This is a genomic window from Faecalibacillus intestinalis (assembly GCF_003024685.1).
GTDB classification, from domain to species: Bacteria; Bacillota_I; Bacilli_A; order Erysipelotrichales; family Coprobacillaceae; genus Faecalibacillus; species Faecalibacillus intestinalis.
The window spans coordinates 94,977-109,301 of record NZ_PYLQ01000003.1 but is presented as its reverse complement, the minus strand read 5'-3'; the positions used below and the strand labels follow the sequence as shown (position 1 = coordinate 109,301).

Sequence of the window (14,325 nt, the reverse complement as noted above, 5' to 3'; positions counted from 1 at the left end):
TAATTACATTTTCTTTCTTTTTACATTTTTTAAATAGAACAACATAACAAAACATAAAACTAAACCTACAATCATCATAGCTAAATATTCTTTTTCATTAGATGAAATTCCTGTTTCTGGTGGTGCGATTGTTGAAGTATTAATAAACTCAACCGTCATCTTACCTGTATTATCCATAATGCAATCTACAGTTTTTCCTTCGGATTTTGAACTATCATTAAGCTTATAATAAACTTTAAAATTAGAGCCAGGATCTGATTCAGTAATTGTATAAGTCCACTTTATTGGTAAACAGTTTAAATTAATTGATTCATCTTTTTTCAAAGCAAATGTTGCTTGATTGTTTGTAAAAGTAATTTTTTTATCTTGACCTATATAAATATCTGCAGAATCTAAGCTTTTTCCTGAATCATTTGAGGGAGGAGTAGCTTTTATAATAAAGTTGTAGGATTTATTTTCATCTAAAATATATCCTTCAACTGATTTTTTTATCGTCAATGTAGTAGGCTTATAATAAAGATTCAATTTAATCGTTTCAGTTGAGTCATCATTAGTAACTTCTTTTTCTAATTCATTTCGAGTATCATCCTTATCAAAGACATAGCCCGGAAAAGTTCCATCATTTTCAGGAATAGAAATTGCCGTTACTGTTTCATTATCTTCAGCAAATGTAATTGACCCCTCTGTTGTCTTTTTGAGTTTTTCATTTCCATCAGGTGTCTTCAAATAATGATTAACAATAACATTCCTGCTTCCTATTTTCTTCCATTGTGCAACGAATTGATAACCTTTCTCATTATTTCTTGAACAAAAAGGAAGATTTATATTATCGGCAAATTCAATATTATCCAACGAAACCGTAAATACATCTTTATTTTGATAAGTTTCATTACTTAGCGTTCCATCTTTTTTCTGTAATTTCCATCCTAAAAACTCATATCCACTACAAGTCGGTTCCTCATTGCCTTCTCCTACTGTAAAGGATACACCTATTTTTCTTCCTCCTTTGGCTGTTGACGGATTATTGCCATAGGAATGCATTGGTATTTTATGGTATAATTCCTGGTTATCCGGAATATTACTAACATCTAAATCATCTTCCAGTCCTGATTTATAATGTACATAATAATCTATTCCAGCCGTTGTAAAACTCACTACATACATTTCCCAATCCGTATTGAGTGTCTTTTCTCCTGCAAATGCTACATATTCCGTATATCCTGCAGCCTGTGCAGCATTTTTTGCCTCTTGCCATATCTTATCATAAATTTCAAGAGTACCTGTTTCCCCCATTGTGGTAGCTGATAACTGAGCAACCTTTCCTGTTTCCGCAATTACTTTTCCACCTGTTGAGCCCTCATTCGCAAATGCCTTATAAGCTCCAATAGGAGATGAATATCCGTTTTTACTTTTCGCGAAAAAAATTCTTACTTGTCTTTTATGAAGTGTTTCAGCGCCACTTCCAACAGAATCCATATTTACTGTGTCACTGTCTTGAATCGGATCCAGTTTTTTAGTGTCAGGATTCCACATTGCCACATCTAGTCCATCACCACTTCTATGTCCATCTGTATATAGTTTTGCAGTTAATACTTGTTCCCCTATTGCATACGGAACCAGATTTAAATTTATATCCTGCCAGCTTCCTCTTCTAGGTTTCACTTTAATAGAGTATGCGTAAGAACAATTTTTTTCATCACCAAAATTCGTAGTATAACTATTCTCCATCACCACGGTTACAAGATAAGACGTGTTACCACAATTTGCATCCATTGTTATCCCATGACCAATCCCTTTTTCAGTTGGAATTTCTCTATGGTTGTCTGTTGTTTCTGCTAAAGTTGTACCATTTATCGCCATATTTATTAAACGATATCCTCTTTTTGTATGAATAACTGGTATTCTAATTGCACCGTCAGCATCCAAATCCTTTTCTGTAAAAGTAAAATTCAGTGCATCCTTGCTATGTTCTTCATTTAGATATTTTGTTCCATCATTTGCTGTTTTATTTATCGTTACACGATAGACTCCTTCTCTACTATAAGCAATTGTTATTACATCATCTTTTTGAAATTGAATTGTATATGCTGCTCCATATTCATCTCCAGAACTTCTATTGATTGTTGAATTATTTTGTGATTCAACCGAAGAAATTTTATATCTTATTTTATTTACTACTGCCGGTGTAACCGTAATATTCAAATCATCTCCAGCATTTACACGTACGGTTTTTGAAGTATCCAATGTTCCTTCTTTTGTAGTAATCGTTCCAGCAACTCCACCTTCTGGGATATCTTCTTTAACTGTAATATTATAGTATTCCTGATAGGTCATGATAAGTTTTTGATCATCTTCGAGTTTAATAGCAATATTTCCATCTGTACTGTAATAAATTGTGTTTTCATATTTTCCTATGTAAACGCAATCCTTATCATTTACTTTTGCACTTTTGAATTCATAATTCTTTCCTGTGATTTTTAAATCTTTATGGTCGGAAATCGTTCCAAATGGAATTGTTGTCGGTGCATTTTCAATAGGATTTCCTTTTACATCGACATATTTTACTCGATCTGTATTTGTTTCGTTTGTTGCTGTTTTAAGTTCATTTTCTAAAGTTTGAACACTGACAGTCTCTGGAGCATTCAAAACATCAACATTATCTGCATAAACTGTTTTAAACATAGAAAAAACGAGTGTAAAAGTCAAAAAGAAGATGCAAATCACTTTTAAATGTTTTTGTTGTATCTTATTCAACATTATTTAACATCTCCTTTCTTCTTATTTGAAAACTTTATTATAAATAGAATCAAAATAACACTTGAAACAAGAAACATACACATATAACTTCCTGTCAAATAAGAATCTCCTGTTTTTATTTTATTTTTTAACATATATAATTCTTTATTTTGTGTATCTGTATCAAATGATTTAAATTGATTTTTAAAAGTAACATTTTCCACTTTCTCACCATTTTCATTTGTTACGGTTGTAATCGTAATCAAATCATTGTTATCATTATTTGCTTTAATACATAATGAATAAATATGATGATCAATAACATAACTATTTATGTCTTTTGTTTCTTGATATATTTTATAGTTGAATGATCCCTCTTGATTGACATTTATGGTTAAATTAACATGAGAATCATTTCTCATTATCCATTTATATTCCTTACCCTCACTATTTGCTGGCATAGGACTTCCACTTTTTTCCGCCTTCAGAACATATGTAAACTCCACACTATTATCTTTGTCATTTGTATCAAGTACTTGTTTTATGGGTATTAAAACAGTATGGTCATTTTGCAAAGCATATATAGGATTTTGATTATTTAATATCATAATCATAAATCCAAAAATTGCGAAAAATAGTAAAATTACTTTTTTATAATGAGTTGAACACATTATTTTTTTCATACTATCCTTCCTTTCCATTATTTTTTCTTTTCTTAACAAAAACAGCAATTATCAAAGCAATTAGTATTAATATCAATTCTAAATAAGTATTATTATTTAAAATATCAATTCCAATTCCTTTGTTCTTTTTTATTTTTTCTGGATATGTCTTATTTGTTATCTTTCCTACCAAAACATTTCGTCCATTTGTCATATCAGAAGTACAAGTTGTCAAAATAACAAGATGATCATTTGGACTTATTTGTACATTTCTTTTATAAAGTGAATTACTATCAATCAATTTGATATATTCCTGTTTTGCTTCTTCACTTATACAGACATTAAATGCTCTTTCGTTATATGCATCCAATTGCATAATCGCAATAAATTCAATACCATGATTTATGCCATCATAATAAAGATTTCCGTAATGATGTTTATTAAAAAAATTTTGATTAGTAAATTCTCCAATGTCTCCAAACATCATATGTTTTTCCATATGGTGTCCATAAATAATATTATTGAAATCTGTAAAATGCGGATTGTTTTCTGCATGTAAAAAAATAGATCCACTTAATGAATAATTGCCTTCTACATCCGTATTCATATATTTATCGTCATTTTCACATTGAACGAGCGGATAATTAATATGCGTATTATTTACCTTTAGCCACCCAATGACATCATTATTAATTTGTTGTAGTTCTTTAAAAGATTTACTATGATTTCTTGTTGGCATGTAAGGTTCATAAACTTTTGCATCAGCTTTTTCATATATCTGATTTGAGTCCCATAACATGTACCCAGATAAAGACATCATTGAAAGAATAAGAATCAAAGCGATAAGATCTACGAGATGATCAGTTATTTGGATAAAATTTTTAATCATTTTTTTTAATTTATCCATTGCTTATCTTCCTTTCCTAATTGTATATATTGAAAAGAGGGATGCAGTTAAATAAACTGTCATCCCTTCATTTTATTTAATCGCTATATTTTTTATTTTTTAAATAAATATATCCTAATAATGCAACTCCGCCTAAAGCAATCATCATAACATATGGTAAAGTATTCATGATGATACCTGTAGTTGGTACATTATTATATGTATTTGTTACATCTACAGTATTTTTCTTTTGTCCTAATTTTTCATTTTCTACCTCAAAAGATTCATTATATTTTGAAGCTGTTTTACTTTGGGACTCACCACCATTAATAACGTAGCTGGCACTTCCTTTGTAATTTGGAGTATTAGATTCTGATACTGTCATAGTAGTTCCAACAGGTAATCCAGTAAACGTCATGCTTTCACCATGTTTCAAATTAAATCCATATTTTCCATTTTCTAATTCAATTGCAATATCATTACCTTTGACTTTACCTAAAGTATTAGCGTCAGTTCCTTTAGGAAAATCAAATTTTGCGGTGAATCTAAATGATGCACTTGTGTTAATAGTACCTCCATTAGGATTTACTGTTTTTGTTACTTTTAAAGAACCATAATTTTCATAGTCTTCACCTGGATTAGTAGGATCAGTACCAGTACCTGCTTCTTGAACATAAGTATTAGTAAAACTAAATCCATTTGTATCACTATTACCTATATCAACTTTACCAGTTTCATTATCAATAACACCCTTATCGTCTTTTGTTTTGTTTACAATTATTTTTCTAATTTCATATTTATTATTAATATTTGAAACATAAACGTCCATCTTATACTCAGCTTGTGACATGATCATTTTTTCATGTTCATTATTTGTTACAGCTGGATTAGCAGTTTGTGATTCAGTCACTGTATATTCATATTTACCTTCTTGACTAAAAGCAGGAAATGTAATTTTATCTCTCTTTGTTTTTGTTCCAGTTTCATCAGCAGTAAATGAAATACTTGGCATTGTAGGATTTAGTGAATCACTTACAAGTCCTTCCCCAGTTACTTGTGTTGCTGTAAAACTAAATGTTTCAGCTTTTCCTACTTCAGTATTATAAGTTTTACTGATATACGCTTCTTTAGCATTATTTGTAGTATCATCTGCAAAAGCAGTTGGCATCGTTAAGCATAATGTCATTGCACTTGCCGTTGCACAGGCAAGTATTTTCTTAATCGATTGTTTGATATTCATTTTTTTGTCCTCCCTGTTTTTCGATTAATGATTAAAGAACTTTTATTTATATACCTCTAGTTCTAATAACCGCTATGGCTTTGCCTTTAATATCATTGATGTTAAGGCACCCATAGATTCGACTGTCCGAAGCAACAGTCCTGTTGTCACCTAATACAAAAACCTGTCCTTGTCCTACTGTAAGAGGAAAATCAGTTCCATCTTTAAACTGAGTAGTATCAGAATAAATATCTTGAGATATTTGAACAGCTCCATTAATCATCAGACCATCTTTAGTGATATCAACCTGATCACCTGCAACTGCAACTACCCTTGACATCATTATTCGATTATTCTTTTTAAAAACGACCACATCTCCAGAAACAAAGTTTTTATCAAGTCGATAGTATAAAACTAAATCACTATCTTTAATTGCTGGTTTCATCGATATATCATTCGTTCTAGCAATGCCATAAACAAATGAAAATATCAAAAACATTACACAAATTATTAATAAAATTTTAAGGAGTAAAAAAATTAAATCTTTTTTGAATGAATATTTATTTACCTTTTTTATTTCTTGAATCTTATTCATTTCTTGTTTTGTTTCATTCATAGCAACCTTTCTTTCTAATAAACTTGGATATGTAAGGTTTTATTTCTTTGACACTATTATTGTATGTCCATACAAGAAAAAAAAGTAATGCACTAAATAGGCAAACCTTTTACTGCTATTTTGTCAATTTAGTGTAATAAAAAACAACGAACAATATTTTTGTCCATTGTTTTTTATTACATGTTATGTATTATATCAAAAATGATTAATCCATTCCGTAATGAAAGTAATTCTATGTTGTCATCAAAATTAATATTTGTAATCTCTTTTATCTTTTTAATGCGATAAGAAGCTGATCGATATTGAATCATTAAATCTAGAGATGTCTTTTTGACACTTAAATTATTTCTTATGTATGAATTTAAAGTATGTAATAACTCTGTATTATGTTTTCTATCATAATTATCAAGTTTAGTAATTGTGCATGGTACATATTTTTTTAATTTATTTATGTCATCCAATTCAATAAAGGATTGGAATATTCCTAATTTTGAATAATAAACAATTGATTTATTTATATCTCCAGTAATCCTTCTAGCTATTTTCATAAATTTCATTGCTATTCTTGATTGTTTATATGAGTTTTTTAAATTTCTATATCCTTTAACGATTTCTCCTACACCAACATTAAAATTTGTGTTTTGATCTCTTTTGCTGATACTTTTTTTTACAATATCTATCAGTTCATTTAAACATCTTATACTAGCATCATCCTCTTTATCAGAATCCATTTTTTGTAACATAACAATTTGAGATACATTTTTATAGATGTGCTCTTTAGGATAAAACATTGATATTTCATTAGCAATAATGTCAACTTCATCTAATTGTTCCAAAGAATACTTTTCCTTTTGATCTTCTGAAATAGAATGAAATGATACAATTCGATAATAAGCATCCTCTTTAAGATTTAACATATTGGCTGCTTCAGTAGTATCATCATAATTTAACTGACTATTTACTAAATTAAAGAAAATATCTCGATGATACTTTTTATGGATTTCGTTTTTTGCAAAGTCAAATGTGAATGAATACCTTAATGCATCAATCGCATTTTCAATCGCAACAAAATCAAAATTTGTTAACTTTCTATTTTTTTCATCAATCACAATTTTAATAGGTATATTTCCTATAAAAGTAATAGGTATAATATATTGATTATATTTTCCAGCATCTTGTTTTAAATAATTATACCTCAATCTTATCTCTGGACTATATTCTTTAATGTTATCTAATAAATCAAAACTACTTTTTTCTTCATATGTTGTAGCAAGACAACTCAAATTTTCATAATACATTGAAATTGGATTATCAATTATTGTATAAAGAAGCTCTATAATATTTTTAGGTGTTGCCTCCTTGTGGAAAATATATTCTTTAAGGTTATCATTTGTAACTTTGTGATACTTTAATAATGCCATTTCTTGATCAAAAACATTATCTAATATATATCTAATAATATCCCAATAATAATTTTGTCGAAGTAATTCAAACAGGGCAACCTCATTTTCAATACATAATCTTTTAAGTATATCTAGTTTGATATTAAAATTTTTTATGTTTCCACTATTTTTTATAATAAATCCAGATACACCTTTATCTATCAAATTTTGTATATGTGTTTCATACTGAGAAATTGTACAACTTTCATATATGAAAAAACTTGTAAGAAGTATTTCTCCTCCTTCTATGTACTTTTCCATATTTTCAACTTCTATGATTTTAATACCTTTTATTTCATTATCCAATCCTTTTTGTTCACTTAACAGTTTTAAATGGAATTTTCTTTGTAAATCTTTCATTTCTTGTACCAATAATACCATCTATTCTCTCCCCCCCCCCCCCACGAATTTTATGATATTCTTTTCATCATTAATATTGCGTTATTTAATAATTGTATTTATAGACCATGCATAATGTAAATAATTTTTTTATGATTTATATAAAAAATGCATTTTTTCATTAATAACATGATACTCTATAACAGACAGATTAAATTCACAATATAGTAATATAATAACATATTACTAAAAGTAATTATAATTATTTTTAATAACTGAAAAAAATTTCTCATAAACAACTACTGTGTTCAAAAAATAGATTTTTGTTGATATTAAAAAAATAAGCAATCTTTTTCAGATTACTTACTTAATATGATGTTTTTCATTATAATCTTTTAAAATAAAATTACTAATTAATAAAGTCAAAAGTCCAAATAATTCTTAAGAATAAAAATCCAATTTCATCTTTTGTAAAACCTAAAGAATCAGTCTAGATTATATTTATTATAAATATGAATAGGAAGATAGTTTTTTCCTTTTGGAAGTTCTGTTCCATAAATCAAATGTTCGCATACTTTATGTACACATTCATAACTTTGCATATAAGCACTTTGATCAATGATATAAGTAACTTTCCCCTGTTTTAATGCTTCTTTATTTTGTGGCATTAAGTCAAATCCTAAAATATTGATATCATCATAACCTGTTTGTGCTATAACTTCTCCCGCATTTGCAAGCCATGAATCTACCATGACAATTGTCTTATAGTATTTCTTTGAAAGCATTTCTTTTAAAAGTTTATTTGATATTTCAAGTTTATCTTCTGTATAAATTACATTACTTAATAGAATTTCTGGATATTGTTTCATTGTATCAAGAAATCCATTGATTCTTTGTGATTGTGAATGAATTGTTTTTGAACCAGAAAGAATCGACACATTTTCTCCTGATCTTGTCAGATTATGCGCAAGTCCTGCAAGACAAGTTCCTGCTTTATAATCATCAATTCCAATAAAACCTATTCTATAAGAATCTTCTAAATCAATATTTAAAGTCATAACAGAAATTTTTTTGCAATTTGATTTACTTTTTCTACAATACGTTTTGTTTGTAACCCCGCTATAATTAAAGCATTTACGTTATTTTCTAATTCATCAAGTACATTTAAATATTCTTCTTCGCCTACACCATTAATATGTCTAAAATAAACTAAAATTGGATAATCTCTAAATTGAGAGATTGCTTCTTTCATTCCTGAATGAATCAATTGAAAAAATGGATTTCCTTTTTCAATCATAATCATTCCTATTGTAAGTGGTGTTTTAGAAACAGCTAAAGCTCTTCCTAACATATTTGGATGATAATCATTTTCATCCATAATATCACGTATTCTCTTTTCTACTTCGGGAGCAACGCGTCCTCGTTGATGAATAACACGATCAACGGTTCCTCTAGAAACACCTGCAAGTTTTGCGATTTGTGTAATTGTAATACTCATAGAATTTTTTCTTTTTAGTGAATATAAAATAGTGGGATTGTTTCAATAACAACCCCAACTATCTCACTTCAATTATTCAAACTCAATTGTTCCTGGTGGCTTACTTGTAATATCATACATTACTCTGTTTACCCCACGAACTTCGTTTATAATACGTGACATGACTTTATTTAATACTTCATAAGGAATTTCTGCAGCTTCTGCTGTCATGAAATCGATAGTATTAACCGCACGTAAGGCGATTGCATAATCATAAGTTCTTTCATCACCCATAACTCCTACAGAACGCATATTTGTAAGAGCAGCAAAGTATTGACCAATAGAACGATCAAGTCCAGCATTTGCAATTTCTTCTCTATAGATTGCATCTGCATCTTGTACGATTTTTACTTTTTCAGCATTGACTTCACCAATGATACGAATACCAAGACCTGGTCCTGGAAATGGTTGTCTAAATACTAAGTATTCAGGAATTCCTAATTCTAAACCAACTTTACGTACTTCATCTTTGAATAAATCACGTAATGGTTCGATGATTTCTTTAAAGTCAACATGATCTGGTAATCCACCAACATTATGATGTGATTTGATAACGGCAGATTCTCCACCAAGACCACTTTCAACAACATCTGGATAAATTGTTCCTTGTACTAAGAAATCAACTGCTCCAATTTTCTTTGCTTCTTCTTCAAAAACACGAATAAATTCTTCACCAATGATTTTACGTTTAGCTTCTGGTTCAGTCACACCTTTTAACTTTTCATAATATCTTTCTTGTGCATTTACTCTAATGAAATTTAATTCATAATTTCCATCAGGCCCAAAGACAGCTTCTACTTCATCCCCTTCGTTTTTACGAAGTAAACCATGATCTACAAAGACACAAGTTAATTGATTACCAATGGCTTTAGAAAGTAAAACGGCTGCAACAGATGAGTCAACACCACCTGATAAAGCACATAATACTTTACCATTACCAACTTTTTCTTTGATCGCTTTGATTTGTTCTTCAACGAAAGAATCCATGCGCCAATCACCAGCACAGTTACATACATCTAAAACAAAGTTAGAAAGCATTGTTTTACCATATTCGCTATGTAAAACTTCTGGATGGAATTGAATCGCATATAAATCTTTTTCTTTATTTTCACAAGATGCTACTGGACAATCTTTTGTATGTGTTGTAATTTCAAAACCAGGTGCAATTTTTGAAATATAATCAAAATGTGACATCCAAACTGTAGATGTTTCAGGAACATCTTTTAAAATTTTAGATTGTGGTTGATCAACTAATAAAATTGATTTACCATATTCTCTTACATTTGCTCTTTCAACTTTTCCACCTAAAACATGTTGCATTAATTGAGCACCATAACATAAACCTAATACAGGAATACCTAATTCAAATAATTCTTTAGAATAAGTTGGTGAATCTTCTAAATAACAACTATTTGGTCCACCTGTTAAAATGATTCCTTTAGGATTCATTTCTTTAATTTTTTCTAAAGGTGTTTTATAAGAATAGATTTCACAATAAACATTACATTCACGAACACGACGCGCAACTAATTGATTATATTGCCCACCGAAATCCATGACAATGACTAATTCTCTTTTCATGAAAGACCTCCTTTATTAAAATTTAATATCTTTTAAAACAACTGTTTGTTCTCTATCTGGTCCAACACTGAACATTCTTACTGGACAATGAACAAGTTCTTCGATTTTATGAATATAATTTTGACAATTTACTGGTAATTCTTCAAAAGATTTTACATGTGTAATATCTTCTTTCCATCCTGGTAATTCTTCATAAACAGGTTCACATCTTTCAATATCTTTAACAGTTGCAGGTAAACCATAAATTTCTTTACCATCTAATTTATAAGCTTTACAGATTTTAATTGTATCAAATCCACTCATAACATCTAATAACATTAATGAAATACCTGTTAAAGAAGACATTCTTCTTGATTGATTAACAACTACAGCATCAAACCATCCAGTTCTTCTTGGACGTTCAGTTACAGTACCATATTCATGTCCTCTTTCTCTAATTAAATCACCTGTAGCATCATTTAATTCAGTTGGGAATGGTCCTGATCCAACACGAGTTGTATAAGCTTTAATAATTCCAATTGCTTCTTTGATATATAAAGGTCCAATACCAGCCCCTTCAGATACCCCATTAGCTCCTGGATGTGATGATGTAACAAATGGATAAGTACCATAATCAATATCTAACATTGCTCCTTGAGCCCCTTCAAATAAAACCTTTTTATCTTCTTGTAAATATTGATCTAATAACATTCCTGTATCACAAACTAAAGGCTTAATAATTTTAGCGTATTCTTTGTATTCTTCAAAAATTTCTTCTACAGTAAACATGTCTTTTAATTCAGGATATTCTGCAACTTTCATTGGGAAAGTTTCTTTTAATCTTTCTAAGAATAATTCTTCATCAACGAATTCTCCCATACGAATACCAATACGACTATATTTATCTACATAAGCAGGTCCAATACCTCTTTTTGTGGTTCCAATACTTTTATCACCTTTTCTCTTTTCTTGTAATTCATCAATTTCAAGATGATAAGGTAAAATCACATGACAACGATCAGAAATTCTGATTTTGCTTGTATCAATACCACCGTCATTTAAATATTTCACTTCTTCTAAAAATGCTTTAGGATTAACAACCATCCCATTTCCCATAATTACTTCATGCCCAGAGAAAATACCTGATGGTATTAATTTCAAAGCAAATTTCTTACCACCATAAACAATGGTATGACCTGCATTGTTACCTCCAGCATAACGACATACAACATCTGCTTTTTGTGCAAGATAATCGGTAACTTTTCCTTTACCTTCATCTCCCCACATACTTCCTACAACAACTACACCAGCCATAATTCATTTCCACCTTTCTATCATTGGCTTTTTCATACATTTTTATTATATGCTATATTTTAATATAAGTAAAATTAATATATAATATATTTGATATAAGGAGTACTAATATGATAAAACTAGAACAATATAAGATATTTAACGAAGCGGCTTCTACCCTATCTTTTTCAAAAGCAGCCAAAAATTTATTCATTTCCCAATCCGCTGTTTCTCAAACAATTCATGCTTTAGAAAAAGAACTCAACACTCAACTCTTCATTCGTTTAAACAAAGGTGTTACTCTTACTAAAGAAGGTATGCTCCTTCATAAAAACATTACTGAAGCCCTTGCTTTAATTACCAGTGTTGAAAATGAACTTTCTCATTATAATGAATTACTTTCAGGACAGTTAAATATTGGTGCTGGTGATTCAATTTGTGAAAATTACTTAATTGACCTATTAAAACAATTTCATCATCTTTATCCAACAATCAAAATCAATGTTGTCAATGGAACTTCTATTGAAACAGTTGAACATTTAAAAAATGGAACGATTGATCTTGCCTTTATCAATCTTCCCTATGATGATGAAAGTTTAGTTTTAAAAGAATGTTTGACCATACATGATATCTTTATTTCCAAAAAAAAAGATGAACATTTGTATACCTATCAAGAAATCTCAAAAAAGAATCTTATTCTTTTAGAAAAATCAAGTAATTCTAGAAATTATATTGATAAATATTTTGCGAAACATGGTATTTTATTAAAACCCGAAATGGAACTCGGAGCACATCATCTTTTATTAGAATTTACCCATGCTAATTTAGGAAATGCTTGTGTTGTCAAAGAGTTTTCTCATGATTTTTTAGATAAAAATAAAGTTTATGAGTTAAAACTCAAAAAGCCTCTTCCTTCAAGAAGCATCGGTTATGGCTATCTTAAAAGAAGAAGCTTATCACAAGCTACTTTAAAATTTATCGAATTAATTGATCAATTTGATAAATCAATTTAGATTCAAGTTTAGATAAAGAAAGACTTGCTTTAACAAGTAAAGGAATATCGAAAGATATTTCTTTTTCTTTGTATTTTAATAACACATGAACAATTTCTCCAAGAGCATGTTCTTTTAACGTTAAATGAATAAAAACAGGTCCTCCATTATTAATAAAATAATCACTTAAAGAAAAATCACATTCATTTAAAATCGTAAAACCATTAATCTTTTTCATCACTTCTTCAAATAAATTAGGATTTTCAACAAGATAATCCTTTAATCTTTCTTCAATCAATTCTTTTGTTTCTTTCACTAAAACATCTGCTTCATCTTGATGTTTTGCTTTAACTCCTAAACGAATTCTTACATACTCTTCAGAAGCATACAAAGCAATAGAAATATCTTTTTGACTTTGAACAATATCATCAATCAAAGTAGCTGCTGCCGATTCACCAACACCTTGAGTTAAAATATCATACGTATAGATTTTAGCTTGACGATATTTTTCTAAATAAGGTTGAAGTTGATGATCAACAACATATGTCATTTCTTTTGGTGGTCCAGGAAGATTAACAATCATTTTTTTATCTTTAGACATCACACAACCATTGGCTGTTCCAATAGGATTATCTAAAACATAACAATCTTTTGGAAAATAAGCTTGTTTAAAGTTATTATCCGTAACTTGATCTAGTTGTGATACAAAGCAACATTTATCATTCACTTTTTTGGCTTCTGCTTCATTAAAAATCATTTCTAATCCTAAATATTTTGCAGATAATTCTTTTGTAAGATCATCTTCAGTTGGTCCTAGCCCACCTGTAGTAATAACACAATCACATCCTCTATTAAAAGCAATATTTAAACAATCTAAAAATCTTTGTGGATTATCACCTACCACCGTTTGAAAGAAAACATTAAAACCTAATTCCTTACACATTTTTTGTAAATAAGTTGCATTTGTATTGACAATTTCTCCAAGTAATAACTCTGTTCCAACGTTAATAATTTCTACATTCATAACCGTCCTCCTTTACAAA

At 29.2% G+C, this 14,325-nt stretch carries 12 protein-coding genes; 1 reads left to right on the top strand and 11 read right to left on the bottom strand.

Features of this window, described 5'->3' with window-relative positions; translation table 11 throughout:
• Window positions 1–3: 3 nt before the first annotated feature.
• The 10 genes from C7U54_RS03620 to C7U54_RS03575 form a co-directional block, all read right to left on the bottom strand.
• Window positions 4–2,757 carry a DUF7601 domain-containing protein gene (locus C7U54_RS03620; protein WP_107029346.1) on the bottom strand — a complete coding sequence of 918 codons (2,754 nt, stop codon included), beginning with the start codon at window positions 2,755–2,757 and terminating at the stop codon, window positions 4–6.
• A complete protein-coding gene (locus C7U54_RS03615; protein ID WP_107029345.1) occupies window positions 2,757–3,419 on the bottom strand; it encodes an FctA domain-containing protein in 663 nt (220 codons plus the stop codon). Before C7U54_RS03615 ends, C7U54_RS03620 begins: the two co-directional genes overlap by 1 nt.
• 1 nt (window position 3,420) lies before the next feature.
• On the bottom strand, window positions 3,421–4,305 hold the full coding sequence (srtB, locus tag C7U54_RS03610) for a class B sortase (protein ID WP_107029344.1): 885 nt from the start codon (window positions 4,303–4,305) through the stop codon (window positions 3,421–3,423).
• Window positions 4,306–4,381: 76 nt separating this feature from the next.
• The gene (locus C7U54_RS03605; RefSeq protein WP_107029343.1) at window positions 4,382–5,524 is read right to left on the bottom strand and encodes a DUF7601 domain-containing protein; all 1,143 of its coding nucleotides are present in this window, start codon (window positions 5,522–5,524) and stop codon (window positions 4,382–4,384) included.
• A 46-nt stretch (window positions 5,525–5,570) separates the two neighbouring features.
• Window positions 5,571–6,119 (bottom strand): signal peptidase I, encoded by a 549-nt coding sequence (gene lepB, locus C7U54_RS03600; RefSeq protein ID WP_107029342.1) that lies wholly within the window; start codon window positions 6,117–6,119, stop codon window positions 5,571–5,573.
• 176 nt (window positions 6,120–6,295) lie between these two features.
• Window positions 6,296–7,942: a helix-turn-helix domain-containing protein gene (locus C7U54_RS03595; RefSeq protein ID WP_107029341.1), complete on the bottom strand. Its 1,647-nt coding sequence runs from the start codon at window positions 7,940–7,942 to the stop codon at window positions 6,296–6,298.
• Between the two features lie 443 nt (window positions 7,943–8,385).
• Window positions 8,386–8,958, bottom strand: a complete 573-nt coding sequence (locus C7U54_RS03590) for a sugar ABC transporter substrate-binding protein (RefSeq protein WP_022001895.1) — start codon at window positions 8,956–8,958, stop codon at window positions 8,386–8,388.
• Window positions 8,955–9,398, bottom strand: coding sequence for a LacI family DNA-binding transcriptional regulator (locus tag C7U54_RS03585; RefSeq protein ID WP_022001896.1), 444 nt, complete (start codon window positions 9,396–9,398; stop codon window positions 8,955–8,957). The genes C7U54_RS03590 and C7U54_RS03585 overlap by 4 nt, the downstream gene beginning before the upstream one ends.
• Before the next feature lie 72 nt (window positions 9,399–9,470).
• Window positions 9,471–11,018: a glutamine-hydrolyzing GMP synthase gene (gene guaA / locus C7U54_RS03580; RefSeq protein ID WP_107029340.1), complete on the bottom strand. Its 1,548-nt coding sequence runs from the start codon at window positions 11,016–11,018 to the stop codon at window positions 9,471–9,473.
• A 15-nt stretch (window positions 11,019–11,033) separates the two neighbouring features.
• Window positions 11,034–12,311, bottom strand: coding sequence for an adenylosuccinate synthase (locus tag C7U54_RS03575; protein WP_107029339.1), 1,278 nt, complete (start codon window positions 12,309–12,311; stop codon window positions 11,034–11,036).
• Between the two features lie 110 nt (window positions 12,312–12,421).
• Between C7U54_RS03575 and C7U54_RS03570 the strand changes: the two genes are divergently transcribed.
• The gene (locus tag C7U54_RS03570; RefSeq protein ID WP_107029338.1) at window positions 12,422–13,303 is read left to right on the top strand and encodes a LysR family transcriptional regulator; all 882 of its coding nucleotides are present in this window, start codon (window positions 12,422–12,424) and stop codon (window positions 13,301–13,303) included.
• Here C7U54_RS03570 and C7U54_RS03565 read toward each other — a convergent pair.
• Entirely contained in the window at window positions 13,266–14,306 is a 1,041-nt protein-coding gene (locus tag C7U54_RS03565; RefSeq protein ID WP_022001762.1) for a molybdopterin-binding protein, read from the bottom strand. The genes C7U54_RS03570 and C7U54_RS03565 overlap by 38 nt on opposite strands.
• Window positions 14,307–14,325: the final 19 nt, after the last annotated feature.